This is a genomic window from Limnobacter sp. CACIAM 66H1 (assembly GCF_001601825.1).
In the GTDB taxonomy this organism is placed as follows: domain Bacteria; phylum Pseudomonadota; class Gammaproteobacteria; order Burkholderiales; family Burkholderiaceae_B; genus Limnobacter.
In genome coordinates, this window is record NZ_LUJK01000038.1 from 1 (window position 1) to 26,753 (window position 26,753).

The 26,753-nt window shown below is 53.7% G+C and carries 24 protein-coding genes and 1 tRNA gene; 11 read left to right on the forward strand and 14 right to left on the reverse strand.

From position 1 onward, the window contains the following. The coding region (locus A0129_RS11195) for an iron ABC transporter permease (protein ID WP_291715013.1) at positions 1-891 on the forward strand (891 nt) is incomplete at its 5' end. Continuing rightward, positions 888-1,658 (forward strand): ABC transporter ATP-binding protein, encoded by a 771-nt coding sequence (locus tag A0129_RS11200; RefSeq protein WP_291715015.1) that lies wholly within the window; start codon positions 888-890, stop codon positions 1,656-1,658. The genes A0129_RS11195 and A0129_RS11200, both read left to right, overlap by 4 nt. Here A0129_RS11200 and cueR read toward each other — a convergent pair whose 3' ends face one another. Then, positions 1,659-2,078, reverse strand: coding sequence for a Cu(I)-responsive transcriptional regulator (gene cueR / locus A0129_RS11205; protein WP_291715017.1), 420 nt, complete (start codon positions 2,076-2,078; stop codon positions 1,659-1,661). A gap of 2 nt (positions 2,079-2,080) precedes the next feature. After that, a complete protein-coding gene (locus A0129_RS11210) occupies positions 2,081-4,315 on the reverse strand; it encodes a cation-translocating P-type ATPase (RefSeq protein WP_291715019.1) in 2,235 nt (744 codons plus the stop codon). A gap of 200 nt (positions 4,316-4,515) precedes the next feature. Here A0129_RS11210 and A0129_RS11215 point away from each other — a divergent pair, with 200 nt between their 5' ends. After that, a complete protein-coding gene (locus A0129_RS11215) occupies positions 4,516-4,716 on the forward strand; it encodes a heavy-metal-associated domain-containing protein (protein WP_105029916.1) in 201 nt (66 codons plus the stop codon). Positions 4,717-4,725: 9 nt separating this feature from the next. On the opposite strand, the gene A0129_RS11220 is transcribed toward A0129_RS11215, so the two are convergent. Next, a complete protein-coding gene (locus A0129_RS11220; RefSeq protein ID WP_291715021.1) occupies positions 4,726-5,355 on the reverse strand; it encodes a class I SAM-dependent methyltransferase in 630 nt (209 codons plus the stop codon). 42 nt (positions 5,356-5,397) lie between these two features. Here A0129_RS11220 and A0129_RS11225 point away from each other — a divergent pair, with 42 nt between their 5' ends. The 3 genes from A0129_RS11225 (at position 5,398) to A0129_RS11235 (ending at position 9,417) form a co-directional block, all read left to right on the forward strand. Then, positions 5,398-6,804 (forward strand): sodium-dependent transporter, encoded by a 1,407-nt coding sequence (locus tag A0129_RS11225; protein WP_291715023.1) that lies wholly within the window; start codon positions 5,398-5,400, stop codon positions 6,802-6,804. Positions 6,805-6,896: 92 nt separating this feature from the next. After that, positions 6,897-8,867 carry an alkyl sulfatase dimerization domain-containing protein gene (locus tag A0129_RS11230; protein ID WP_291715025.1) on the forward strand — a complete coding sequence of 657 codons (1,971 nt, stop codon included), beginning with the start codon at positions 6,897-6,899 and terminating at the stop codon, positions 8,865-8,867. A 106-nt stretch (positions 8,868-8,973) separates the two neighbouring features. Continuing rightward, positions 8,974-9,417 (forward strand): VOC family protein, encoded by a 444-nt coding sequence (locus A0129_RS11235; protein ID WP_291715027.1) that lies wholly within the window; start codon positions 8,974-8,976, stop codon positions 9,415-9,417. Between the two features lies 1 nt (position 9,418). On the opposite strand, the gene A0129_RS11240 is transcribed toward A0129_RS11235, so the two are convergent. Beyond that, complete coding sequence (locus tag A0129_RS11240) at positions 9,419-9,949, reverse strand: hypothetical protein (protein ID WP_291715029.1); 531 nt, start codon at positions 9,947-9,949, stop codon at positions 9,419-9,421. A gap of 172 nt (positions 9,950-10,121) precedes the next feature. Between A0129_RS11240 and A0129_RS11245 the strand changes: the two genes are divergently transcribed. Beyond that, positions 10,122-10,538, forward strand: coding sequence for a hypothetical protein (locus A0129_RS11245; protein WP_291715031.1), 417 nt, complete (start codon positions 10,122-10,124; stop codon positions 10,536-10,538). Here the strand turns inward: A0129_RS11245 and A0129_RS11250 are convergent. From A0129_RS11250 to acs, 5 genes are all read right to left on the reverse strand, one after another. Beyond that, a complete protein-coding gene (locus A0129_RS11250) occupies positions 10,535-11,866 on the reverse strand; it encodes an SAF domain-containing protein (RefSeq protein WP_291715033.1) in 1,332 nt (443 codons plus the stop codon). The two genes, A0129_RS11245 and A0129_RS11250, sit on opposite strands and share 4 nt — an antisense overlap. Positions 11,867-11,955: 89 nt before the next feature. Beyond that, complete coding sequence (locus tag A0129_RS11255; protein WP_291715035.1) at positions 11,956-12,552, reverse strand: DsbA family oxidoreductase; 597 nt, start codon at positions 12,550-12,552, stop codon at positions 11,956-11,958. Positions 12,553-12,783: 231 nt separating this feature from the next. Further along, positions 12,784-12,874 (reverse strand) — tRNA-Ser (locus tag A0129_RS11260). A 60-nt stretch (positions 12,875-12,934) separates the two neighbouring features. Next, entirely contained in the window at positions 12,935-14,989 is a 2,055-nt protein-coding gene (locus A0129_RS11265; RefSeq protein ID WP_291715038.1) for a VC_2705 family sodium/solute symporter, read from the reverse strand. 112 nt (positions 14,990-15,101) lie between these two features. Continuing rightward, positions 15,102-17,084 carry an acetate--CoA ligase gene (gene acs, locus A0129_RS11270; RefSeq protein WP_291715039.1) on the reverse strand — a complete coding sequence of 661 codons (1,983 nt, stop codon included), beginning with the start codon at positions 17,082-17,084 and terminating at the stop codon, positions 15,102-15,104. Positions 17,085-17,287: 203 nt separating this feature from the next. Between acs and A0129_RS11275 the strand changes: the two genes are divergently transcribed. Then, positions 17,288-17,824, forward strand: a complete 537-nt coding sequence (locus tag A0129_RS11275; protein WP_291715041.1) for a TIGR00645 family protein — start codon at positions 17,288-17,290, stop codon at positions 17,822-17,824. A 39-nt stretch (positions 17,825-17,863) separates the two neighbouring features. Beyond that, on the forward strand, positions 17,864-19,384 hold the full coding sequence (locus A0129_RS11280; protein WP_291715043.1) for a fumarate hydratase: 1,521 nt from the start codon (positions 17,864-17,866) through the stop codon (positions 19,382-19,384). A gap of 12 nt (positions 19,385-19,396) precedes the next feature. Here A0129_RS11280 and A0129_RS11285 read toward each other — a convergent pair whose 3' ends face one another. Both A0129_RS11285 and A0129_RS11290 read right to left on the reverse strand, forming a co-directional pair. Beyond that, positions 19,397-20,170: a M48 family metalloprotease gene (locus A0129_RS11285; protein ID WP_291715045.1), complete on the reverse strand. Its 774-nt coding sequence runs from the start codon at positions 20,168-20,170 to the stop codon at positions 19,397-19,399. Positions 20,171-20,291: 121 nt separating this feature from the next. Next, the gene (locus A0129_RS11290) at positions 20,292-22,205 is read right to left on the reverse strand and encodes a propionate--CoA ligase (RefSeq protein ID WP_291715047.1); all 1,914 of its coding nucleotides are present in this window, start codon (positions 22,203-22,205) and stop codon (positions 20,292-20,294) included. 175 nt (positions 22,206-22,380) lie between these two features. On the opposite strand from A0129_RS11290, the gene A0129_RS11295 reads away from it, so the two are divergent. Together A0129_RS11295 and A0129_RS11300 are read left to right on the forward strand one after the other, a co-directional pair. Further along, positions 22,381-23,415, forward strand: coding sequence for an extracellular solute-binding protein (locus A0129_RS11295; RefSeq protein ID WP_291715049.1), 1,035 nt, complete (start codon positions 22,381-22,383; stop codon positions 23,413-23,415). A 130-nt stretch (positions 23,416-23,545) separates the two neighbouring features. Beyond that, positions 23,546-24,205 carry a TetR/AcrR family transcriptional regulator gene (locus A0129_RS11300; RefSeq protein ID WP_291715051.1) on the forward strand — a complete coding sequence of 220 codons (660 nt, stop codon included), beginning with the start codon at positions 23,546-23,548 and terminating at the stop codon, positions 24,203-24,205. Positions 24,206-24,547: 342 nt separating this feature from the next. Here A0129_RS11300 and A0129_RS11305 read toward each other — a convergent pair whose 3' ends face one another. From A0129_RS11305 to A0129_RS11315, 3 genes are read right to left on the reverse strand one after another with little or no spacing between them, the layout of a single operon-like run. Further along, entirely contained in the window at positions 24,548-25,282 is a 735-nt protein-coding gene (locus A0129_RS11305; RefSeq protein ID WP_291715052.1) for a MaoC/PaaZ C-terminal domain-containing protein, read from the reverse strand. Then, a complete protein-coding gene (locus A0129_RS11310) occupies positions 25,266-25,439 on the reverse strand; it encodes a hypothetical protein (protein WP_291715054.1) in 174 nt (57 codons plus the stop codon). Before A0129_RS11310 ends, A0129_RS11305 begins: the two co-directional genes overlap by 17 nt. 4 nt (positions 25,440-25,443) lie before the next feature. After that, positions 25,444-26,724, reverse strand: a complete 1,281-nt coding sequence (locus tag A0129_RS11315; protein WP_291715056.1) for an acetyl-CoA C-acetyltransferase — start codon at positions 26,722-26,724, stop codon at positions 25,444-25,446. Positions 26,725-26,753: the final 29 nt, after the last annotated feature.

The following is a 26,753-nucleotide window of genomic DNA, read 5'->3' on the forward strand; positions in this document are numbered from 1 at the left end:
TATCCCCTGTGTGCCTTGTGGGGTACCGGCGAACCAATCGCAGTGCAAGTGGTTCAAGACATTCGGCTACCCCGCACGCTCGGTGCCATTTTAGTGGGCGCTGCATTGGCGGCAGCAGGTACGGCCTATCAGCTGCTGTTTCGAAACCCGCTGGTGTCGCCCGATATTTTGGGTGTGTCCTCGGGCGCTGGGCTGGGTGCCGTGTTGGGTTTGTTTCTGGGCCTGCCCAGCCTGGGTGTGCAAAGCCTCGCATTTGCGGGTGGCATTGCCGCAGTGGCCTTGGTGATTGCACTGGGCAAAGCGATTCAACACGCTGACAGAACCCTGGTACTGGTGTTGACTGGTGTGGTGCTGGGTGCACTGGCTGGGGCAATCACTTCATTACTGAAAATTCTCGCCGACCCTTACGATCAATTGCCAGCCATTACCTTCTGGTTGCTGGGCAGCTTAAGCGGCATGCACATGGCGCAAGTTGGGGTGGTAGCGCCGGTGGTGCTGGTGGCCTGCTCGGTGCTGTATTTGCTGCGCTGGCGTCTGAATGTGCTGAGCCTGCCCGAAGCTGAGGCGAACGCCTTGGGAGTGCCTGTCAAACCCCTTCGAATTGCCGTGATTGCGCTTGCCACCATCATGACCAGCGCCGTAGTTGCCGTGGCTGGCGTCATCGGCTGGATCGGTTTGTTGATTCCCCACGCAGCACGCCTGCTGGTGGGTCCAAGCCTTGCTCGTCTGTTGCCCATGTCCATCGTTATGGGTGCGTTGTTTTTGTTGTTGGTGGACACGGCCTCGCGCAGCGCAGGCGATCTTGAAATACCGTTGGGTATTCTCACTGCCCTGGTAGGTGCGCCTTTCTTTTTAGGGTTGCTGCTGCGGCGCGCGGGAGCCAGTTCATGAGCCTGAAAACCGAAAACCTGTCAGTAGGCCACGGGGGCTGTGCGGTGGTTGAGCACATTGACCTGGAGTTGAAACAAGGTGAAATACTTTGCCTGCTAGGCCCCAACGGAAGCGGCAAAAGCACACTGATCAAAACGCTGCTGAACCTGATCCCACCTTGCGCAGGGCGGGTGCTGGTCAACAACACCCCGCTGCAACCACTGACTACGCGGGAACTTGCGCAACATTTGGCGTATGTACCCCAAAGCCATGCCAACAATCTCGGGTTTTCTGTGTGGGATACCGTGTTGATGGGTCGAACCACGCACTGGGGTTTGTTCGGTGGCCCCACACAGGCCGACCACCAAGCGGTGCACCATGCACTGGAACAATTGGGCATCAGTGAATTGAAACAACGAGATTTCAATCTGCTTTCCGGCGGGCAACAACAACTGGTGCTGATAGCGCGTGCATTGTGCCAGGGTGCACAAACACTGGTTCTCGATGAACCCACCGCCAATCTCGACTTTGCCAATGCTGCCAGGGTGATGCGCACGCTGGCATCGCTTGCAGCCGCCGGAAAAAGTGTGGTGCTGAGCACGCACAACCCGCAAGATGCCTTGGGAGTCAATGCGACTGCTTGCTTGCTGAAAGGGCGTACCGTGCTTGCGCTTGGCCCCGCCCATCAGGTAATCACCTCGGAGACCTTGAGCGCGCTATACGGTCTTCCAGTCACAGTCAGCAAAACTGAATCGGGCCATACCGCGGTCGTGTCCGGTCATCATTAATCAGTCCGCCGCCAGTCCCTCGAGTATCGGGCAGTCGGGTCGGGAATCACCTTTGCAACAGTGAACCAGGCGTTCCAGTTCGGCCTTCATTGCATTCAATTCGCGAATTTTCGCTTCCAGTGCATTCAAGTGTGATTGCGCAAGTTTTTTGACCTCCCTGCTTGGGCGCGTTTTGTCTTGCCACAGGCCAAGCAATTCCTCAATCTGCTTGATCGAAAAACCAAGGTCACGTGAGTGCCGGATAAAGCGCAGCAAGTGCAAATCGCGGCTGTTGTACAAACGATAACCAGCCTCGGTGCGGTTGGCCTCGGGCAATAAACCCACCATTTCATAATGCCGAATCATTTTTGCGGTGATCCCGGATTCCATGGCGGCTTCGCCAATCGTGAACCAATCTTTGCGTGTCCATTCTGCGTACATGTTCACAACTCCACTGTTTCAGGTTTCAATAGTTTGGGTTTCCAGCGAGTCAACAACAGAGCGTTACTGACCACACTGACTGAACTCAAAGCCATGGCTGCGCCTGCGACCACCGGGTTAAGCAGTCCCATCGCGGCCAAGGGTATTCCTACTGCGTTGTACACAAAAGCCCAAAACAGATTTTGTTTGATCTTGTTGTACGTGCGTCTCGAAATATCAATGGTTTGAGCCACCAAGGCAGGGTCGGGTCGCATCAGCGTGATGTCGGCTGCATGCATGGCCACCTCTGTGCCACTGGACATTGCAAAACTGACATCCGCAGCTGCGAGCGCAGGCGCATCGTTGATTCCATCGCCCACCATGGCCACCACCTGGCCCTGCTGGCGATAATGGGCCACTGCCTCGCTCTTGTTGTGCGGCAATTGTTCAGCCTGCACCTCCGAAATACCCAGCGCCTGGGCAACGCGTTGGGCACTCGCCCTGGAGTCGCCTGTCAACAACACAGATTTCACCTGCAAATTGGTCAAATTTTGTACAGCTGCAAAAGCGCCTGCTTTCAAAGCATCACCAAAACCCAAGGCCCCCAGCAAGGACACTTCACCTTGCTGGTCTTCAGCAACCCAGGCATGGGTGGGTGCGTTGTCTGGCAAGGCTTGGTTCACCGCACTCAACGCCGATTCCGGCACGCCCAGTTCACGCATCCATCGCGCAGTACCTACATACACACGTGTGCCATTCACCATGCCACTGACACCACGCCCGGGCTGGTCCTGCAATTGGCTTACCCCAGGCCATTGAACGCCCTGCCCTTGCGCATAAGCCAGCACTGCTGAGGCCAGCGGGTGAGCGCTGCCCGCTTCAACAGCTGCTGCCTTGGCAAGAAAGCTGTGCAGGCTATTGCTGTCAAACGGCACGGCTGCACCCACAGATGGCTTGCCCTCAGTCAAGGTGCCGGTTTTATCAAACACAACCGTGTTGATGCGATGGGCAAGCTCCAGCGCCTGAGCATCTTTAATCAGAATTCCATGGCGCGCCGCCACGCCCGTGCCTGCCATGATTGCAGTAGGTGTGGCCAAACCCAAGGCGCAAGGGCATGCAATCACCAACACAGCCACCGCATTCACAATGGCCAACTCCAGGTTGCCACCGTCAGCCAAAAACACCCAATACACCAAAGTCAGCGCTGCAATCACCAAAACCACGGGTACAAACACGGCGCTCACCTTGTCCACCAGCTTTTGAATGTCAGGTTTGGCTGCTTGCGCGTCTTCGACGAGGCGAATAATTTTGGCCAGCGTGGTTTCAGCACCCACAGCGCTCACTTCAATCAACAAGCGCCCATCCAGGTTCACAGCACCGCCGGTCACCAGGCTACCCGGAGATTTCTCAACCGCCTGGCTTTCCCCGGTAATCAGGGCCTCATCCACATGGCCTTCGCCTTCCAGCACACGGCCATCCAGCGGAATTCGCTCACCGGGCTTCACCACCACCTGCATGCCCACCGCCACACTGGCAATCGGCAACACTTTTTCGTGCCCGTTCTGAATCACTGTGGCGGTGTCGGGCCGCAAGGCTTGCAACGCAGCAATCGCTGCAGTGGTTTGCCGTTTGGCGCGTGCCTCCAGCCACTTGCCCAACATCACCAAGGTGATCACTGCGGCAGACGCCTCGAAATACAAATGCGGGTTGCCCTCGCCCAACATGTAAGCCGACAAACCAAATGCCGCAGAAGTACCAATGGCCACCAGAAGGTCCATGTTGCCCGTGCGGTTTTGAATTGCTTTCAATGCTCCCCGATAAAAACGGGCGCCCAACCAAAATTGCACAGGGCTGGCCAAAAGCAGTTGTATCCAGCCAGGCAACATGTAGTGCTTGCCAAACAGCATTCCTGCCATGGGCAACACCAAGGGCAAAGTGAGCAATGCCCCCCACAACACCATTTGCCCTTCTGTATCCGCTTTTTGGGTGATTGCAGCGGGTTGCTGGCCACTCTGACCTGCTGGTAAATCGGTTTTAACGGGCTCTGCGTCATAGCCTGCCTTTTGAACGGCCTCGATCGCATTCTGCAACAGATCGGGTTTGGCCAGTTGCACGCGGGCCTTCTCGGTGGCCAGGTTCACCGTTGCGCTAATGACGCCAGGTGTAGCCAACAATGCTTTTTCGACAGCGCTGGAGCATGAGGCGCAGCTCATGCCGCCCACAGCAATGTCGATGGTATTGGACGGGTTGGAATTCATGCTTGCTCTCCATGGTGTGATGGAAGCATTTTCAACCTTAACACCATGTCAAGGTCAATGCATTGACCTTACCATGATTGGAAGCTTCAGGATACCCATGTGTTCAATTCAATGGGAGAGTCTTCATGACACCGCCATGGCGATTGCCCGGTAAAGTACATGCATTAGAATTGCGTTTAACCCCAACTGGAGTGCAAAACATGATTACCTTGAGTGTAGAAAAAGTGAAATGCGGCGGATGTGCCGCCAATGTGAAGCAGGCTGTATTGGCCAAAGACCCACAGGCACAGGTGCAGGTCGATGTCGCCAATAAACAGGTAGAAATTGATTCTCGTCTGGACGGACACACCTTGGCCACGATTGTCAGCCAGGCCGGTTACCCGGCCACGCTGCAAGCCTGATTCAAAAGATCAAGCGGCTTCGCAGTACGCCTGGCCCCAGTAGTTGTACGTGAACGCCCTGGGGCCGGGCACATACATGGTTTCAATGTCATCCACCAAAAACCCGCCTTCCCTGAGCAAAGCGGGAATGTCCCGGTTCAAGTGACAACCTCCCGCCAGTTTTCCCCACACGGGTTGCAAACGATTCTGGGTGTTGCGCACTTTCTCATCCGGTGCCGCGCCATGCTCGCAAAACAGCAACTTACCGCCCGGCTTTAACACTCTGCGCATTTCCTTCAAGGCTTGCACGGGCTCTGGAATGGTACACAGGGTGTAGGTCATGACGATGGTGTCGATACTTGCATCGGGCAGTGGAATTTTCTCGGCGGGCAACCCCATAAGCTCTACGCTCAAGCCGGTTTGGTCGATGCGTTTTTTTGCCAGACGATGCATTTGCATGGCAGGGTCCAGACCAATGATTTTTTCAACTTTGCCAGCGTCATAGTGGCGCATGTTCAACCCGGTACCGATACCAATTTCAAGCACCAGCCCTGTGGCTTTGGGTACCACTTTCTGGCGTTGCCTGTTGATGGCTTTCATGCCGCAGGCGAAATCAAGCAAAGTAGGCAGTACGTGTCGGTCGTATAATTTGGCTAACAATCCCAATTTTTTGTCCTTTTGTATTCAGGAAACGTCGCCACCATGCAAAACAACCCAGACCAGTTCTCATCCAAGATCGGCTTTGTGCTGGCCGCAGCCGGTTCAGCCGTGGGCATTGGTAATTTGGTGGGCTTTCCTGTGGCCGCAGCCAAAAATGGTGGCGGTGCATTCCTGTTACTGTACATTTTTTTCGTCATCGCCATTTGCCTGCCGCTGATTCTCGCCGAGCTTAGTTTGGGCCGCGCCACCAACCAAAACCCTTTGGGAGCATTCAGGCAGGTTTCCAGAAACAACAAAGCCTGGGTGCTGGCTGGTGCTTTGTCATTGATCACACCATTCATGATTGCCGTGTTTTACAGCGTGCTCACGGTGTGGTTGCTGGGCTATTTCCTGCTGGTACTGATGGGTCAACTGGACCAATTGGCCACCCCTGTTTATTTTGGCGGCTTTATCACCAGCCCCTGGATATTTGCCTGCCTTGCGGCGGTCATTGGCATGGTCATTGTTGTGCTCAAAGGTGGGGTGCGCGATGGTATTGAAAAAGCGTCGCGTGTGCTCATGCCCATGCTATTCATCATGCTGATTGGCCTGGCGGTATTTGTACTCACCTTGCCCAACGCCACTGCCGGTTTGAAGTTTTATTTCACACCGCAACTGGACCGCATTACATGGAGTGTGGTCAACGGTGCCTTGTCGCAAGCATTCTTTTCGCTGTCGCTGGGCATGGGTATTTTGATTACTTATGGTTCGTATTTGCGCAAACAAGACAATCTGGTGCAGTCAGCCAAAATGCTGGCCTGCACCGACACTGGCGTGGCACTGGTGGCCGGCTTGATGACCCTGCCCGCAATTTTCGCCATTTACCCCAACACCAACCCCAGCGAACTGAGCGATTCTTCGGTGGGCTTAATCTTCTCGTTTTTCCCGAACATTTTCATGGCCATGGTGCCGAAATTCGGATATGCCATGTCCAGCCTCATCGCAGCCACATTCTTCCTGTTGGCGTTCGTAGCCGCCATTACCTCGCTGGTGTCGATTATTGAGGTGCCAGTGGCGGCCCTGAAAGCCGAGGGCAAGAAAACCCGCAATACAGCGCTTGGGATTGTTATTGCGGCTGTATCGATAGGCGCCATGTTCAGCGCCTTGTCTTTTGGGCAAGTGAAATGGCTCAGCGATTTCGCTTTTTATTCCGGTGCCAACAAATCGCTTTTTGACGTGTTGGTTGACGTGTTTTACGACACCATTTTGCCATTCAACGGTTTGCTGATTTGCCTGCTGGTGGTGTGGCAATGGAAACGCCACAATATGACTGCTGAAATGCTGACCAGCAATCAACATGGTGCCAGCGGTTGGCTTGAGCGCTACACCCACTTTGCAATTGCATTCTGGATTCCGTTGATTCTGGCCACTGTGTTTGTTGTCACGGTGATCAACAAGTTTTTCAGTTGATCGTCACCACCGGCGATCCACTGAATTACTGGCACGCTTAATGCCACTTTTGTGCTGTAATAAGGAAAATCAAAAAATATTCCGGAGACAGCATGAAAACAAACCTGGTCTTGGCTGCCCTTGTGATGGGTACGTCTGCCTTGATGGCAGCCTGTTCAAAAACCCCAACCGCAGTCGATCCCAACAGTGCGGCAAGCCCTTTCACACAGGCTTTTCACGCTGAAGTGGCCAAAAACACCGACCTTGCAGACCCAGCCAACAACGCCGATGCGCGCAAAGGTTTAATCGCGAAGCCCACAGGCAAAGTGCTCAACGATGCCGGCGAAGTCATTTGGGATTACGACGAATTCAATTTCATCGAAGGCAACGCCCCGAGCACCGTGAACCCCAGCCTGTGGCGGCAGGCCAGCCTGAACAATCAAATTGGCCTTTACAAGGTGGCTGACCGCATTTACCAGTTGCGCGGCTTTGACCTGTCGAACATGACCTTGATTGAAGGCGACACCGGCTGGATTGTGGTGGACGTTCTGACCAGCGAGGAAACAGCGCGCGCCGCCATGGCTTTTGCGCGCAAACACCTGGGCGACAAGCCAGTGACCGCCATTGTATTTACCCACAGCCACGTGGATCATTTTGGGGGTGCACTGGGTGTGCTCAGTGCCGAGGACGTGGCTGCTCGCAATGTTCCTGTAGTTGCCCCCATCGGCTTTATGGAGGAAGCCACCAGCGAAAACCTGCTGGTGGGCATGGCCATGGCACGAAGGTCAATCTACATGTACGGAAAACGCCTCCCCCGCAGCCCGGAAGGTTTGATTGACAACGGCTTGGGCAAGGCCGTGGCCTACGGCAAGGTGGGCATACTACAGCCTACGCTGGTGGTGAAAGAGGCAAAAGAAACCCACGTGCTCGACGGCCTTGAATTCATGTTCCGCAACGTCCCCGGCAGTGAAGCGCCCTCCGAGTTCGTGTTTTACCTTCCGAGCCTGAAAGCCTTTGGCAGTGCAGAACTGTTTGGCCACACCTTGCACAACCTGTACACCCCACGTGGCGCCAAAGTACGCGATGCATTGAAGTGGGCCAGTTACATGGATGAAGCCATTGCCTACGCAGGCGATGCCGAAGTGATGTTTCACCAGCACAACTGGCCTGTGTGGGGAGCCGACAATGTGCGCAGCTTCATGGAAAAACAACGCGATGTGTACCGGTTCATTCATGACCAGACTGTGCGGCACATGAATGCGGGCTACACCTCCATGGAAATTGCAGAGAAGGTTCAAATGCCACCTGCGTTGAATAACTTTCTGAGTGGGCGCGGCTACTACGGCACCGTGTCACACAATGTGAAAGCGGTGTACCAGTTTTACATGGGCTGGTTTGATGCAAACCCTGCCAACCTGAACCCCTTGCCCCCGGTTGAAGCGGCAAAGCGGTATGTGGATGTGGCAGGCGGCATGGAGGCCTTGCTGAACAAAGCAGAAGACGCCGTGAACAAAGGTGAATATCGCTGGGCTGCTGAATTGCTGAAACATGCAGTGTATGCCGATCCTGAAAATGCACGCGCCAAGGCCTTGCTGGCCACGAGTTTCGACCAGATGGGCTACATGGCAGAATCGGCGCCGTGGCGTAACTTTTACTTGACCGGTGCACTGGAGCTGCGCCAAGGGGGCTACGCCGAAGGGTTTCAACGCACAGCCTTTCTCGACATGCTGAAACACACCCCCACCGAGCGCTTTCTGGAAGCCATGGCCGCTGCGCTGAACAGCGACAAAGCGGAAGGGGAAGACATTCAAATCAACCTGGTGTTTTCCGACACACGGGAAAGCTATGTGCTTCGAATCAACAACAGCGTATTACATCACCGTGCTGGCAAGCCGGAAGACAATTCAGTAGCAACACTTACACTCAGCAAACCATTCTTTTTGAACATGATGACCGGTGAGGCGGGAGCGACTGATTTGCTGTTTTCGGATCAAACCAAAATTGATGGCAGCACCATCAAACTGGGGCAATTTTTTGGAATGCTGGAGAAAGCAACGGGGAACTTCAACATTGTGACGCCTTAACCAACCCATGGCATGTCAGTAATATTCGGGTTTCCACGATTGGCTGGGAAACCCGAACAACCCTATAGTGTGTAGACGATCAATCGCACATATACTGGTAACGCACATGTCCACAGCCCAAGCCAAACACAGCACACTTCAGCCCTTCCACCTTGCATTCCCGGTCACCGACATCGAAGTGGCCCGCAAGTTTTATGGCGAGGTGATTGGCTGTGAAGAAGGCCGCAGTGCACCACACTGGGTGGACTTCAACTTTTATGGTCATCAACTTGTGGCGCATTTGGCACCCGAAGAAGTAGGCTGCAAAGCCAACAGCAGTGTGGACGGCCATGCCGTGCCTGCCAAGCATTTCGGCGTGATTTTAACCATGGATCAGTGGACCGAACTGGCCGACCGGCTGAAGGCTGCGGGCACCAAGTTCGTGATCGAACCCTATATTCGATTCAAAGGCCAAGTGGGCGAACAAGCCACCATGTTCTTCATGGACCCATGTGGCAATGCGCTTGAATTCAAGGCATTCGCCAACATGGATCAAATATTCGCCAAGTAAATCAGCTTTTTGCGTTTTTCCAGACGGTGTAGGGCTCGTCATTCTTGGTGCGCACTACGCTGTCCACCTCATCCATGTACACGTCACGGTCTTTGGAGTTGAACGCTTCAGTCAGGCTGACCATGCCCAGTGAGAATCCTGTACCCACAGTGACGTAACCAAAAGCCCAATCCTGCACGATACCTTTCTTGTCGACCAGGAAATACGTAGCCATGCGTTTCTTGCTGTCGAATCCGATTCCTTCGCGGGAATCATCAATGATTGCGTCATTGTCCATGCGGTCAGTGAAGTGCTTTTTTACCACCATGCCGTTGGCAAGTTTTTCTTCACCAATGAATTTTCCGTATCTGGAATCATATTGGATAGGCCCATAAGGTTGGCCGACATGCTTGGCCAGCATTCGCGAAGCAATGCCATGACCCACGGCATCACCCATGCTGTTCAAGGCACCGCATCCCCCCACACTCAGGCTCACTGCCAAAATTCCGGCCACCGCCAATGATGTACAAAACCCCCGAAGTATTGTCGCCATCGCTTGTTCTCCCCCCATGTCTTTGAACTTGTTGAAGCAATTTAAACCCTTCGCCTTACGGGATATATCCTATAAACAGAGTAGTCAATTTGATTACAACATTCAGCAGATTGGCGTAGAGCAATAACATGCCTAGCATGGTGTTCAATCAACAACACCATGCGAGGGGACTATGGGGATTCGTCAATTCGGTTTAATGGCTGCCGTTCTTTGCACAGGTTGCGCTTCGATTACTCAAGGCACCAGTCAAACGCTTATTTTTAAAATGGAGCCCCAGCAAACCGTGTGTACCTTGAGCAGGGACGGCGAAGGCGAACTTGGAGTAGTGACCGGAAAAGAGAACAGCATCACGGTGGGCAAAGACAAGGACGACATCATCGTGGCCTGCAAGGCGCCCGGCTATGAAGACAAAACAATTCGCCTGGTCAGCAGTGCGAGCACCGCCGGCGTGGCCGGTGGTGCATTTATTGATTTGGGCATCACCGACATGATCACTGGCGCCATGTGGCAATACCAAAACGAGATCCGCGTGGCTTTGAACAAGCCGGGCCAGGCGCCCGCCAACGCTGACTTCGCCAAACCTCTCTAAAACGATTGCTCCATTTCACGGCGAAACTTCACCGCCGTGGAATTGGCATCAAAGGCCACATCATTCCAGCTCACGGCTTGTCCGGCTTTCACGGGTTTGAGCAATTTCACACCATGTGCCAAGCCCAAAGGCAATCCACCCAAGGCCAGCGATTCCTGTGCAGGCATCAGCTTGCCGTACACGGTGTAACCACCCTCACCGTCCAGCAATTCACCCGCCTTTAAATCACGCTTGGCAGTGGCCACCACATCACCATGCCAGCAAATGGGAGCGCCAGTGGCTTCGCCGCGAATACCGATGGACGCCACCGAAATTCCCAATTCCAGACCAATCAAGTGAAAGGGTTTGTACATGCTGGAGTACTGCCCACTTGGATCGGTGATCAAGCCGTATTCCTTGAAGCAGCGGGCCACGTATTCGCTGTCTGCAGAGAAGGTCACGTACACGCCCCAACGCAGGTCGCGAAACACCGGGCGTGTGTCACGCTCAACACTGGAGATGACCTCCACTTGCCCGCGTTGGTCCAGAATGCCGCCGTGTTCACGTGGCTTCAAGATTCGCGCCAAATCATCCACACCCACTGCCGGAAACTTCAGGCCACTGGGGGCTGCAAGGCCTGTGGCATTGGCCACGGCTGCCATTTCAATCGCGCTTTTGGTGCCATCCAGAAAGCTGTTGAACATTTGCGCGTTCATGCCACCTTTGGCTGCGTCTTCCGCCGTTAAACCATAGTGGTTCCACACGGTGTCAGGCGTGCTTTCATGATAAGTGGGCAGGTACTTGGTGCCTTTGCCCGCGGCCACGACAGAAAAACCAGCGGCCCGCGCCCAATCCACCATTTCAAAAATCAGTGCAGGCTGGTCGCCATAAGCCAGTGAGTAAACAATGCCAGCTTCATCGGCCTTGCGTTTCAGCAAGGGGCCTGCAAGTGCGTCGGCCTCCACATTGACCATCACAATGTGTTTTTTAAATTCACAACAGGCCAGCACATGGGCAATGCCCACCGCAGGGTTGCCCGTGGAGTCGATGATGATGTCGACAAAAGGCGATTCAATCAGCTTCATGCCGTCGTCAATAATCGCGGTGTTGCCTTGTTTGGCGGCTTGCTCCAAGGAGTTGGCCGCATAGCTCTCTTCTTTCCAGCCCACATTTTGAAGTGCCTCTCTCGCCCGTGCCGGGGACAAGTCAGCAATGCCCACCATGTGAATGCCGGGCGTACGCGGTATTTGAGAAAGATACATGGAGCCAAACTTGCCCGCGCCGATCATGCCGACACGCAGGGGTTTGCCCTCAGCAGCACGCTGCTGAAGCTTGGAGAATAAATTCATGAAAGCCTTCTAGGTGGATGCAATATTTGCTCACAGAATAACCCGTGCACACATGCGCGGAAAACCCGCAGTATCCCTAGGACAGGCAATTACCTCTCGCGCTGAATTGCATCCCGCAGGGACTGCACACTGGGCACACCCGAGAAAAACTGTTCGCCTACCGCCAGCGACGGCACCGCCTGAATGCCAAGCTGTTTTGCATATTGCAAATCAGAATCGTGCTGCGCATTGGCTTGGGGCGAGCTGACGAACTCATCGAGTCCGACCGGATTCAATCCCAAGTTTGCAAGAATGTTTTTCAGTACCTGATCTTCACCAATGTTCAGGTTTTGCTGAAAAAACGCCTTCATCACAGCGGTCGTGTATTCGTTGCCCTTCCCCTGTTGCTTCGCATATTGCAGTCCCAAGAATGCTTTGCGTGTGTAGGGTTGAGGAGAAACGGTGGGCAGTTGAATGGGCACACCCAGGCGCTCGGCCATGGGGTACACCGACGCCTTCCACACCCGCGGCAGGTATTCATCCTCAGGCTTTAAGGTGGGTGTTGGGTAGGGTCGAAGCTCGAACGGCATCCACTCTACTTCGACATTCAAGCCTTCGATGGCCTTCTCGATAATTGACTCTCCGAGAAGGCAGAACGGGCACACGAAATCGGTCCAGACCTGAATTTTGATGGGGGTGGTAGACATGGGGGTACTCCTGGTTTGAATGCTGCTAACTGTCGACGTTAGTTCGCGATTTTAACCCGTCCCTGCCGCGAGCCTCACTCACGTTCGTCTCTTGCACGGTCGATTCTCCCGGCTTTTCGCTCACAGGCGAAAAGCTTCGAATCCCCCACGCAAAGTCCGCAGGGACTTTGCTTCTCTGCCGCCCGGAAATGAAAAAAGCCCTGAACTCGGTTCAGGGCTTTTTGTAATTTCTGGCGGAGAGAGGGGGATTCGAACCCCCGATAGGCTATTAACCTATACACGCTTTCCAGGCGTGCGACTTAAACCACTCATCCATCTCTCCGCGGTAAGCGCGAGAGTATAGCAAAGAATCGCCTTGGGTATCCAGTGCATTCGCTCAGCATCACAGTTTTCCTTCCGATTCGGGCAGTCGCAACACACGCATTACGGCGGGTGCTTCGTCTTTGCGCCCACCTAACAGGGAGGCAACCACCATGGCCAGGGCGCTTAAAGGAATAGTAAACACACCACTGGCCACGCCGCTCAAACCCCCAATTTGCACGGCATCCAGATTAAACAAAGCCATGAACGATGAATTGGTCAGCGCAAGGCAAAGGCTTGAACTGAGAAACCCGGTGCCCATGGCCCACAAGGCCCCACGGCGTGTGGCACCGCTCCAGAAAATACCGGCCACTAGTGGCACAAACAGGCTTGAGGCTGCCAAAGCAAATGCAGAGCCCACCAAGACCACAATATTGCCTGGCTGCAAACTGGTGATCCAGGCAGCCATCAACGCTGCGCTCAATAGCGCAATTTTCGACATGGTCACCCTGCGCTGTGCAGTGGCCTCGGGGTCAAGCACCCGGTAATACAGGTCGTGCGACAGACTGCCTGCAATTGCAAGCAGTAGTCCATCGGCAGTCGACAATGCGGCAGCAAGGCCACCGGCAGCAATCAAACCTGAAAGAAAAAACGGCATGCCCGCAATTTCTGGCGTAATCAACACCAAAATGTCGGGGCTCAAGCCAATTTCGGCAAACTGCACCACACCATCCTGATTCACGTCCTGCAAGGTGGCCAGGCCTGGTGTTACCCTGGACCACGCAGCGATCCAGTTTGGAATCTCGTTATAACTCAATCCGACCAGGTTTTCGTACACCACCACCTTGGCAATCACACTCAACCAGGGTGATGCGAGATAAATGACCAGAATGCAACCCAAGGCAAACACCACCGACCACCGGGTTTGTGAGGCATTCGGTGTAGTGTAAAACCGCATGATGATGTGGGGCAAAGCCACAGTGCCACACATCAGCGTGAACGCCACCGCCAGAAAGCTCAGCAAGGCACCAGTGTTCGACAAGCCTGAGTCGTCTTTGATCGACCCAAAATGCGGCACACTGGCTCTCACCTTGTCCAGATAACGCTGCTTTTCCTGACTCCATTTGCGTTTGGCATCTTGGGGGTCTTTGGGGTAACTGGTCAGCACCCGCTCCGCTGCTTTGATTTCCTGAAATGTTGAGCCATCGTAGCGGGCCAACTCGAGATTTTTACGGCGTGCCTCATACCCTTCCGCCCAAGATGAAGGCAGGGTATCAATCAACAACTGGTAACGATCCGCTTCCCGCAGGTACGCACTGCGCACTTCGGCTTCCGCAGGGTCGGCAAAAAATTTGCGCTCCTGCGCCCGCACATACTCGGGAAAACTAGTGGGGCCACCATCCACAAAACGCTCAGTGTCGCCTTTGCCGGTAAACCCGATCAAGGCCACTACGCTGACCATCATGGCCACAATCATGACAATGTACTGCGCAACCGCAGTCCAGGTCACAGCCCGCATACCGCCCAGAAATGAGCACACCAAAATGCCAGCAAGCCCAAAGAACACACCGATTCCGAACTCGACACCGGCAAAACGCGAGGTAATCAAACCCACCGCGTAAATTTGTGCAATCACATAAACAAAGGAAATGCTCACAGTGACCAACACACAGATCAATCGCACCGCCCTGCCCTTGTCAGGCCCGGCATAGCGGGTAGCCAAAAAATCGCCCACGGAGAAAAAAGCGAATTTGCGCAGGTAGGGCGCAATCAGCAAGGCGATCAGCACAAAACCGCCAGTCCAACCCACCAGCAAGGCCAAGGCTTCAAAACCACTGTAGAACAAGGTGCCCGCCACGCCCAGAAAGGAGGCTGCGCTCATCCAGTCGGCCGCTGTGGCCATGCCGTTGTAGACCGAAGGTACAGTGCGTGAAGCCACAAAATATTCATGCATGTCCGAAGTGCGGCTGAGCAAACCGATCACTGCATAAGCACCCAGCGTGACGAAAATGAAGAAGTAACCGATCCACTGCCGGCCTATGCCGTAGTCCTCCATAATGGCTGCGCCGGCGATGCACACCAAAAAGCCAAAAGTAAGCACTGAAAAAAACCGGGTCAGGCTGAGCGTGAAACTCATGAAGGATCTCCCGGTGACTTGATTCTTTCAAACGAAAAAAACCAGTCCACCGAGGTGGAACTGGTTTTCAGGATTGCCAACACTTCCCGGTTCAAGGAAGGGGCCGCTTCAATTAGAGCGGCTTGCCCAATTGGTCCAGAATGGCCGGGTTCTCCAGGGTGGAGGTGTCTTGCGTGATCTGCTCACCTTTGGCCAGGCTGCGCAACAAACGGCGCATGATTTTGCCTGACCGTGTTTTGGGCAGGTTGTCGCCAAAACGAATTTCTTTGGGCTTGGCGATCGGGCCGATGTCTTTGCCCACCCAGTTGCGCAAGTCCATGGCAAGTTTCTGCCCGGCTTCACCGGTGGGGCGATCGCCTTTCAACACCACAAAGGCCACAATCGCCTCGCCGGTCAAATCGTCAGGACGCCCCACCACCGCGGCTTCGGCCACCAATTCGTTGGCCACCAGTGAGCTTTCAATTTCCATGGTGCCCATGCGGTGTCCCGACACGTTCAACACATCGTCAATTCGACCCATGATGGTGAAATTGCCATTGTCCTTGTCGCGTACGGCGCCGTCACCGGCCAAGTACAACTTGCCACCCAGTTCCTCAGGGAAATAACTCTTCTTGAAACGATCCGGGTCACCCCAGATAGTACGGATCATTGAAGGCCATGGGCGCTTCACCACCAAAATACCACCTTGGCCGTTGGGCAAATCGCCACCCACCTCGTCCACCACCGCCGCCATAATGCCGGGCAATGGCAATGTGCATGAACCAGGCACCAAGGGTGTGGCACCAGGCAATGGCGTGATCATGTGGCCACCGGTTTCGGTTTGCCAGAAGGTATCGACGATTGGGCATTTTTCACCACCCACATTCTTGTAATACCACATCCAGGCTTCAGGGTTGATCGGCTCGCCGACTGAGCCCATCAAGCGAAGGCTGGAAAGGTCGTAGCTCTTTGGGTGCACTTTCTCATCAGCCTCGGAGGCTTTGATCAATGAACGGATCGCTGTGGGTGCGGTGTAAAAAATGGTAGCGCTGTGGCGCTGAATCATTTCCCAGAAACGACCGGCATTCGGGTAGGTGGGCACACCCTCAAACACGATTTGAGTAGCACCTACTGCCAAGGGGCCATAGGTAATGTAAGTGTGACCGGTAATCCAGCCAATGTCGGCCGTACACCAAAACACATCGTTGGGCTTGATGTCGAAAGTCCACTTCATGGTGAGCATGGCCCACAGCAAATAACCAGCAGAACTGTGCTGCACACCCTTGGGTTTACCCGTTGAGCCCGAAGTGTAGAGAATAAACAGCGGGTGCTCGGAATCCACCATTTCAGGCGCGCAGACATCGCTTTGCTTGTCAGCGAGTTCATGCAAATACACATCGCGGCCGGCCTGCATGCCTACGTCTGCACCGGTGCGCTTGTACACAATGACATTCTTCACAGCGTCGCAGCCACCCATGCTCAGCGCTTCATCCACAATCGCTTTCAGGGGCAACTGCTTACCACCGCGCACTTGCTGGTCGGCGGTAAATACCGCGACTGCACCTGTGTCAACGATACGGTCCTGCAAGGCCTTGGCAGAGAAACCACCAAACACCACGGAGTGGGTTGCACCGATACGCGCGCACGCTTGCATGGCCGCAACACCCTCCACGCTCATGGGCATGTAAATCACCACACGATCGCCTTTCTTCACGCCCAGGCTTTTCAGGCCGTTGGCAATGCGGCTTACCTTGGCCAGCAATTCCTTGTAAGTCACCTTGGTCACTTCGCCGCCATCGGCTTCGAAAATCAGAGCAACTTTGTCGCCCAAGCCGGCATCCACGTTCTTGTCCAGGCAATTTGCAGAGACATTCAATTCACCGCCGGTGAACCACTTATAAAACGGTGGATTGGATTCATCCAATACCTGGTTGTAGGCTTTTGCGAACTGCAGGTTTTCTTTGGCCAGGCGGGCCCAAAAACCTTCAAAATCTGTCTCAGCTTCTTTGCACAAGGCTTTGTAAGCGTCCATACCGCCAATTGCGGCACTGCGTTGCCAGTCGGCACTGGGCTGAAACACGCGTGTTTCATGTGACACTGATTCGATCGATGACATCCTGTCCTCCAAGGGTTACTTAGTTTTCTATTAATTTAGTTTGCATAAACAATAGGCAAAAGCTCTTACTCTCACCTTACACCATGGCGCACCACAGCAATTCGCGTTCCAGCTGACCAGAAGCAGCACCGGTGTAGCTTGGTTCTGCTATAGTTTCCGCCATTACCCCATTAACCATTGCTGCACTGCACACTTGTCACAAAATGGAACAACACAACAAACAACCCATTCCACTGCTGGCCCGAATCATCTTCTCCAGTCGCTGGCTGCAACTGCCTCTTTATCTCGGTTTGATCGTCGCCCAAATTGTTTATGTGTATCACTTTTTAATCGAACTTTGGCATTTGATCGGCGGTACTGCCAGCCATCAACTCGACGAAACCGGCATCATGCTCATCGTCCTGGCACTCATCGATGTGGTCATGATATCGAACCTGCTCATCATGGTCACAGTAGGCGGCTATGAAACCTTTGTCAGCCGCATGCGACTGGAAACGCATCCGGATCAACCGGAGTGGCTGGATCACGTTAACGCCTCAGTACTGAAAGTAAAACTGGCCATGGCCATCATCGGTATTTCCTCCATTCACCTGCTAAAAACCTTCATCAACGCCGAGCAGTACGACACCAAAACAATCGTGGCCCAGTCTTCCATCCACGTGATTTTCCTGTTGTCTGCAGTTGCAATTGCCTGGTGTGACCGACTCATCTCGCAACCTGCCCACGGTAAAGCACATTAAAATAACGGGCTAAGCACATATTTTGATCAGGAGCAGTTCATGACCACCATCAAGCAAGAAGACTTCATCAGCTCGATTGCCGACGCTTTCCAGTACATTTCTTATTACCACCCACTGGATTACATTCAAGCCTTGGGTAAGGCTTACGAGCGCGAAGAAAGTGCTGCTGCCAAAGACGCGATTGCGCAAATCCTGACGAACAGCCGCATGTGCGCCGAAGGCAAACGCCCTATTTGTCAAGACACCGGAATTGCCGTGGTGTTCCTCAAAGTGGGCATGAATGTGCGTTGGGATTCAAAACTGAGCGTGAGCGAAATGGTCAACGAAGGCGTGCGCCGCGCCTACCTGCACCCTGACAACAAATTGCGTGCATCAGTGCTCCTCGACCCCGCGGGTGCCCGCAAAAACAGCAAAGACAACACACCCGCGGTGATTCACTATGAAATTGTGCCCGGCGACGATGTCGAAGTAATCTGTGCAGCCAAGGGTGGTGGCTCCGAAAACAAATCCAAAATGGTCATGCTTAACCCATCGGATTCCATCGTGGACTGGGTCCTGAAAACGGTACCCACCATGGGCGCAGGCTGGTGCCCGCCTGGCATTTTGGGAATTGGCATTGGTGGTACTCCCGAGAAAGCCATGCTGCTTGCCAAGGAAAGCCTGATGGCGCCTTGCGATATTCATGAACTGTTGGCCCGTGGCCCGAACAACCGAATTGAGGAATTGCGCCTTGAGCTTTACGACAAAGTGAACTCACTGGGTATTGGCGCGCAAGGCCTGGGTGGCCTGACCACGGTTCTGGATGTCAAAATTCTCGACTACCCCACGCATGCTGCATCCTTGCCAATCGCAATGATTCCGAACTGTGCCGCCACCCGTCACGTCCACTTCCACTTGCACGGCGATGGCCCTGCCAAACTGGAAGCACCGAACATTTCCGACTGGCCACAAGTGAGCTGGACCGCTGACACCGAGAAAAGCAAACGTGTTGATCTGGACAAGCTGACCCCGGAAGAAGTGGCCAGCTGGAAACCCGGTCAAACCTTGCTATTGAACGGCAAAATGCTGACGGGCCGCGACGCTGCGCACAAACGCATCGCCGACATGCTGGCCAAGGGCGAGAAACTGCCCGTGGACTTCACCAACCGTGTGATCTATTACGTGGGCCCAGTCGACCCTGTGCGCGAGGAAGCCGTTGGACCTGCAGGCCCCACCACCGCGACACGCATGGACAAGTTCACCCGCATGATGCTGGAAAAAACAGGACTGATCGCCATGGTGGGCAAAGCCGAACGTGGGCCTGTCGCCATCGAAGCAATCCGCGACAACAAATCAGCTTATTTGATGGCTGTGGGTGGCGCGGCTTATTTGGTGTCCAAAGCGATTACGAACTCTAAAGTGGTGGGCTTTGAAGACCTGGGTATGGAAGCCATTTACGAATTCGAGATCAAGGACATGCCAGTCACTGTGGCCGTGGACAGCACGGGTATATCTGTGCACAACACCGGCCCCAAAGAATGGCAAGCCAAGATCGGGAAAATTCCGGTCAGCGTGGCCTGATACCCCCCGAGATCACTGACCCACTCTGGTCCTGCGCCACCATCTTGGCAAGGCGCAGGCCAGCACTGCAACCGTCAGCAAAACCGACACCTCGAATCCATACAGCGTGTCGCCTGCATAGTCACCCACATCAACGGCAACGGGCCAACTTTCAACCACAGCTTTTACCGTGGAATCGTTTGAATCGACGGGCAATGTGTCGCTGGGCACCAAGGCGGCCAACACCTCTGCATCGCTTAACTGCATGGCCAAATCACTGAATGTGTCCGAGAAATCCTCTGCGATCAGGTTCGACTCGCCTGCCTTGATTTTTGCGAGCCGCAAGGTGCCCTCGGGATGCTGGATACTTTTGGTTTCACCCAGCAAAAAAGAGGCACCCGAGACAGGGTCTCGCCCCAGGCCCAACATCAGCTTTGCGCCAAACAAATCGGCCTGCAGTTCCATGTCACGCATCAGTTTGGAATAATCGCGCTTTGAATCGAACGACAACATGAATTCATCGAAGGTCGAGACGATCCCGTATTGCTGCTGGATTTCCTGGGTTTTTTGGGGATGTTTCAACACAAGGTGACCATACTCATGGGCTATCAAAAAAGCCAGTTGATCGCTGCTCATGAATTGGATTCGGTCAAGTCCGACACTTAAATTTGCGGCGCCCTGCTCATCAACCCAGGTTCCGACCATCGTGCTGTTTTGAATGAAATGGACCTGCGTGGGCGCACCATTGAAAAAATGGTTGTCGAACAACACGCTGAGCTTGAGTACTTCCAGCGAATGATCTGCCATTCAGTTGCCCTCCCTGAAACGGCCGGTGACAACCCATTAAAGCATGTTTTAAAACACACCACAAAACAGAAACAAGCCCGGCTTTCCGGGCCTGTTTTCAAGCTTCATGGACGTACTTTGCTCATGCCATGGCAGTTTTGATTTGCGCCAGCGCAGTGGGGTCTTCAATCGTAGTCATGTCGCCAGGATCGCGGCCTTCACAAACCGCCTGAATTGACCGTCGCAGCAATTTGCCGGAACGTGTCTTGGGCAGCACATTCACAAAATACACTCGGGCGGGTCTGGCCACTGCACCCAGCTGGGAATCCACTACCTTCATGATCTCTGCTTCCAGAGTTTTGGCCTGGGCCCCATCCACCGCATCGGCCGACTTCAAAATGGCAAAAGCCACTGCCACCTGCCCTTTCACCTGATCGGCCACGCCCACTACGGCCACTTCAGCGACCGCGGGGTGGGAGGAAATACTTTCCTCGATTTCGCGAGTGCCCAAACGGTGACCCGCCACGTTGATCACATCGTCCGTGCGACCAAGAATAAAGAAATACCCGTCTTCATCGCGAATACCCCAATCGAAGGTGGAATAAACCTGTCGGGTTTTAAAACTCGACCAGTAGGTTTTCACAAACCGCTCATCATCGCCCCACACGGTTTGCATACAACCGGGCGGCAGTGGCCCTTCAATCGCCACCACACCTTTTTCATTCGCTTTACAGGGCTGAGCAGTTTCTTCGTTCAACACATTCACGTTGAATCCAAACACGGGCACACCGGGGCTACCCAGCTTGCCAGGCATTTCTTCAATGCCGCGTTGCACTGCAAGAATTGGCCAGCCAGTTTCCGTTTGCCAATAGTTATCTACAATTGGTTTTCCAATCGCACCCGAAATCCAGTCAGAGGTCGTTTCATCCAAAGGTTCGCCAGCCAAAAACAGCGCCTTCAGTGAACTCAAGTCGTATTTGCTCAAGTAAGCGGGATCCTGCTTCTTCAATACCCGCACCGCGGTTGGTGCAGAGAACAACACCGATACCTTGTGATCCTGAACGATCTTCCACCAAATACCTGCATCGGGTCGAATGGGAACGCCCTCGTACATCACGGTGGCCATGCCGGCAATCAAGGGGCCGTAAATAATGTAGCTGTGCCCCACCACCCATCCAATGTCACTGGTGGCAAAGAATGTTTTTCCTTTTTCCCCCATGAAAATGTACTTCATCGAAGCAGCAAGGGCCACGGCATAACCGCCCACATCGCGCTGCACACCCTTGGGTTTACCTGTGGTACCACTGGTGTAGAGAATGTAACTCGTGTCAGTCGCCTGAAGCCAGGTCACTGGCACTTTGGCAGTGGCCAGTTCTTTGCGCAAGGCGGCGTAATCTTGATCGCGCCCGGCCACACTGCTGAATGGCACCAAACCCCGGTTGACCATCAATACATGGCCTGGCTTGTAGCTTGAGCGCTCGATCGCCTCGTCCAACAATGGTTTGTAAGCCACGGCTTTGCCAGCGCGTGAACCTGCATCGGCCGACACAATCACCTTCGGCTTCGCATCTTCAATTCGCGACGCAAGGCTGTGAGAAGCAAACCCACCGAATACCACGGAATGAATTGCACCGATTCGGGCACAGGCCAAAATCGCAAAAGTCGCTTCAGGAATCATGGGCATGTAGATCAACACCCTGTCGCCCTTTTTCACACCCATCTTTTGCAGCATGGCAGCCGCAATTTGCACCTCCTGGTGCAATTGGCGGAAGGTATACACTTTTTCCTGATCTACTTCAGTAGACACGTAGATGAGTGCGGGCTTGTCGCCCAACTGGTCAAGATGCCGATCCACGGCGTTGTAACACAAGTTGGTTTCCCCACCTACATACCAGGCCGCGAAGGGTGGTCTGCTGTCATCCAGCACCTTCTCAAACGGTTTTTGCCAGTGAATCAAATCCGCCTGTCGGGCCCAAAAACCCTTGGGATTGCGAATGGATTCATCATACAAATTCTGATATGTCCCGTTGGACTGATACTTCGCTTGCTCAACCACAGCACTGTCTCCTCATTCTTGTTGCACCCAATGTAGAAACTCGCGCTTACGGCACTCTGACTACCGCAAAAATTATTGTTAAACGAGAACACTTCTTGTTACATAAATGATTACTATTTGCTAGACTAGCGCTATCAAATTTCAACCAACCACATTCAGGAAAGTCCTTATCACCATGAATAACACTTTCAAAAAGCTGATTTCAGTCTCTATCGCTGGTTTGATCGGCGTGAGTGCTGCCGCGCAAGCGAACGAGAAGGTCATCAACCTGTACTCGGCCCGCCATTACTCAACCGATGAAAAAATGTATGAGGACTTCACCAAGCAAACAGGCATTGCCATCAAGCGCCTGGAGTTGGGTGACGAAGCACTGCTTGAACGCATGCGCAGCGAAGGTGCCCGCAGCCCGGCCGACGTGGTATTGCTGGTAGATGCCGCCCGCCTTGCCACAGCCCAGCAGGATGGCTTGTTTCAGCCCGTGAAATCCAAAGTATTGAGCGACAAGATTCCTGCACAATTTACGGGTGAAAACGGTTTGTGGTACGCGTTCTCAGCGCGCAGCCGTGTCATTGTTTACAACAAGGCCAACATCGATCCCAAACTGGCCCAGAACTATGAAGACCTGGCCAAACCCGCGTTGAAGGGCAAAGTTTGCACACGCACCGGTTCACATCCTTACATGCTTTCTCTGATGAGCAGCATGATCAGCCATTTGGGCGAGAAAGGCGCTGAAACCTGGGCACAAGGCGTGGTGGCCAACATGGCGCGAAGCCCCAAAGGCGGTGACACTGACCAAATCCGCGCGGTCGCGACTGGTGAGTGCGGTGTGGCTTTGACCAACAGCTACTACTGGGTTCGCCTGATGAATTCCTCCAAACCTGAAGACAAAGAAGTCGTCTCCAAGGTTGGCTTCATTTGGCCAAACCAGAACAGCTATGGCGTACACATGAACGTGTCTGGTGGCGCTGTGGCCAAAAATGCCCCCAATCGCGAGGGTGCTATCAAATTTCTGGAATACCTGGCCAGCGATTCTGCCCAAAAATACTTTGCAAATGGCAACAATGAGTGGCCCACAGTACCTGGCGTGAAAGTGGACAACCCCGCACTGGAGTCACTGGGACCCTTCAAGCAAGACGTAACCCCCGCCAAAACACTGGCTGCCAATACAGCCTTGTCACAGCAAATCATGGACCGTGTGGGCTACAAGTAAACAAATCCGGTAACTTACCGACAGTCCATCCGTAAAAAAGCCTCACATTTTTTGTGGGGCTTTTTTTGTTCACAAAACTGAAAGAAGCTTGCTACACTTCAAAACATCCATGTAACCGGCAAGTAAATTGGTGAAAAAAGCGAACGACAACAATAAAAACGCGGCGCCTACTCTCGAGACAAAACGCCTGGGCACACGAAAAGTACCCAAAGAACAACGAATGAGCCAAATTCTGGATGTGGCAGGTTCCGTGTTCTCGCGTCACGGCTTTCACTCCACGAGTATGGAGCAAATCGCAGAAGGTGCCGGCGTCACCAAACCCCTGCTTTACCGCTACTTTGGTTCCAAAGATGCGCTGTACCTGGCCACCATTACCCAAGTGGGCAATCACCTGATGTCAGGCCTCTCCTTGCTAATGGCCAACCCAAACCCCAAAGAGCGCCTGAAACTGATCATACTCAGCTTTCTGACGTTTGTAGAACGTCACCGGGATGGTTGGTCTGTGTTGTACAACGAAGCGCTGACCAGCGTGGGACCGGTTGGCGAGAAGGTGGCTTTTTTCAGAAACAGCTTTATCGAAGCCTCGGCCAAAACCATCGAAGAACTCAACGACCCTTCAAAAGCCAAGAATGGCGATAAGGCTGGCATTCAGGCAGTGGCTTTGGCCAACATCATGGTGGGGGCTGTTGAAGCGGGTGCCCGGTGGTGGATTCAACATCCGGAAATTCCGATTCGAGACATGCAGAAAATGATTGAAACCAGTTTGATGCCCGGACTGTCGGAGAGATAGCAGCGGTGTGTTGGCATTTGCAAAGTCACATACCCTGGTTTCTTTATCTGGCATTTGCAAAGTCGCATGCCCTCCTCCGCCAGAAAGCCTGACACCCCCCTTTTTGTTGAACTCAACAGTCCTAAGCGAGCCCGCTAACACAGCGGGCGGGACTCGCTTTCGGCTTTCAGCCGAACAGACGGCGAATTCAACAAACGGGCAGGCTTTCTTGAAGGCGGAGATAGGGCAAAGCGAACTTTGCAAATACTCACAAACAGATGGTGACGTGCGACTTGGCAAACAACCCCGGCGCAATGAGTGACGCGCTGCAAACCTAACCAAGCCACTCATTCAATCAAAAAATCAAGCCGCAATACTTCCCACCATCAACACTTTCGAATCACGCTCGGCCAGCACTTCAAACTTCGAAGCGCCATCGGCTGTCACATGCTTCACCGAAATACCAGAAGGCAAAAACACCGGCTGCTTGAACGACAAATCAAACTTGCTGGCTCGAGAACCCAAACTGGCTTCAACAATGCTCAATGTTTTTGCTGCGGTCCACATACCGTGCACGATGGCCTGCTTGAAACCAAACATTTTCGCGGTTTGCGCATACAGGTGAATCGGGTTGTAGTCATTGGACACCTTGGCGTACTTGCGGCCCTGGTTTTCAGGCACTTTCACGGCGGCGTATTGCGCACCCACTGCACTCAAAGGCTCAACTGGCGCAGGCTTGGTCAAGGGCTTGGGCATGCCCTTTACGCGGCACAAAATGGTCATCACACTGCTCCAGTGCACTTCCTCACCCACCAAAAACTGCGTGTGCACATCAAATTCCAGACCGAGCGAAATGCTGCGGGTGTCGCCCACAGTCACCACCACATCGTAGGGCACGCCATACTCCAAAGGCTTGGCGCACTCAATCGAGTTGTGCAAATGAACCATGCCCAACATGGGCATGGGGTGCTCAGGGCGACTCAGCAAATACATGTGCAGGGGCGAGGCCACCACCTGTGGCGCAGTTAAGGAAATTTCATCTTCCTTGAAACCGCACACAGCGTTGTACTGGCGTACCCACTCACGGTCGATGAACACTTTTTTTACCCGGGCACCCAGGCGTGCAGCCTGAGTGTCGGGTTTTGGTTTTTTTATTGGACGTGGTGGCAGCCTTCAGCAGCAGCGCCTTGCCATTTGGAAATTCAGACAGCTCGAAAAATTTCGCCGCTGCTTTCAGGGTGTCATTCACGCTCATGATTTCACTTCTCAAGAATTGCAGTTACACCGATACCACCGGCCGCACAAATGGAGATCAAGCCCTTGCCGCTGCCTTTTTCATTCAACAGCTTGGCCAATGTGCCCACAATGCGACCACCCGTGGCAGCAAATGGGTGTCCAACAGCCAGCGAACCACCTTTCACGTTCAGCTTGCTACGGTCAATTGAACCCAAGGCAGCATCCAAGCCCAGTTTTTCCTTACAGAACTTGGGGTCTTCCCAGCTCTTCAATGTACACAGCACCTGCGCAGCGAACGCTTCGTGAATTTCATAGAAGTCGAAGTCTTGCAGCTTCATATTGGCCTTCTTCAGCATGCGCGGCACAGCGTAAGCAGGCGCCATCAGCAGGCCCTCTTTGCCCGACACGAAATCAACACCAATTGTTTCACTGAAAGTGAGGTAAGCCAATGGCTGAATGCCACGTGCCTTGGCCCAGTCTTCAGAGGCCAACAACACAGCAGACGCGCCGTCGGTCAGCGGTGTAGAGTTACCGGCAGTCATCGTGCCCTTGCCGCTCTTGCGGTCAAACGCAGGCTTCAGGCCCTGAAGCTTTTCGACTGAAGAGTCAGCACGCAGATTGTTGTCGCGGGTCAAACCGTTGAATGGAACCACCAGGTCATCGAAGAAGCCTTCCTCGTAAGCTTTGGCAGCTTTCAAATGGCTGCTCACGGCCAGTTCATCTTGCTCTTCGCGAGTAATACCCCAGGTTTGTGCCATCACTTCACAGTGTGCACCCATGCTCATCTTGGTACGTGGCTCTGCATTGGCAGGTGGCAGCGGTGCCAGGTGCTTGGGGCGAATTTTCAACAAAGCAGCCAATTTGCCCTTGGTGTCGCGAGCGCGGTTGGCTTCCAGCAAAATTTTGCGCAACCCTTCGCTTACAGCGATTGGTGCGTCGGTGGTGGTGTCTACTCCACCGGCCATGCCCACTTCAATTTGTCCCAGAGCAATTTTGTTGGCCACTACGATGGCTGCTTCCAGACCAGTGCCACAAGCCTGCTGAATATCAAATGCAGGCGTTGCCGGGCTCAAGCCCGAGCCCAATACTGATTCACGGCACAGGGAAAAATCGCGGCTGTGCTTCACCACTGCACCAGCCACCACATCGCCCAGTTCTTCACCATGCAACTGGAACTTGTCAACGACACCGCGGAATGCTGCTGTCAGCATATCCTGGTTGGATTTGCCAATGTAGGCTGTGTTTGAACGTGCAAATGGAATGCGTGAACCGCCAATAATGGCAACGCGACGACCGTGTTTCATAGTTTTTCTCCAGATAATTTTTTAATTGC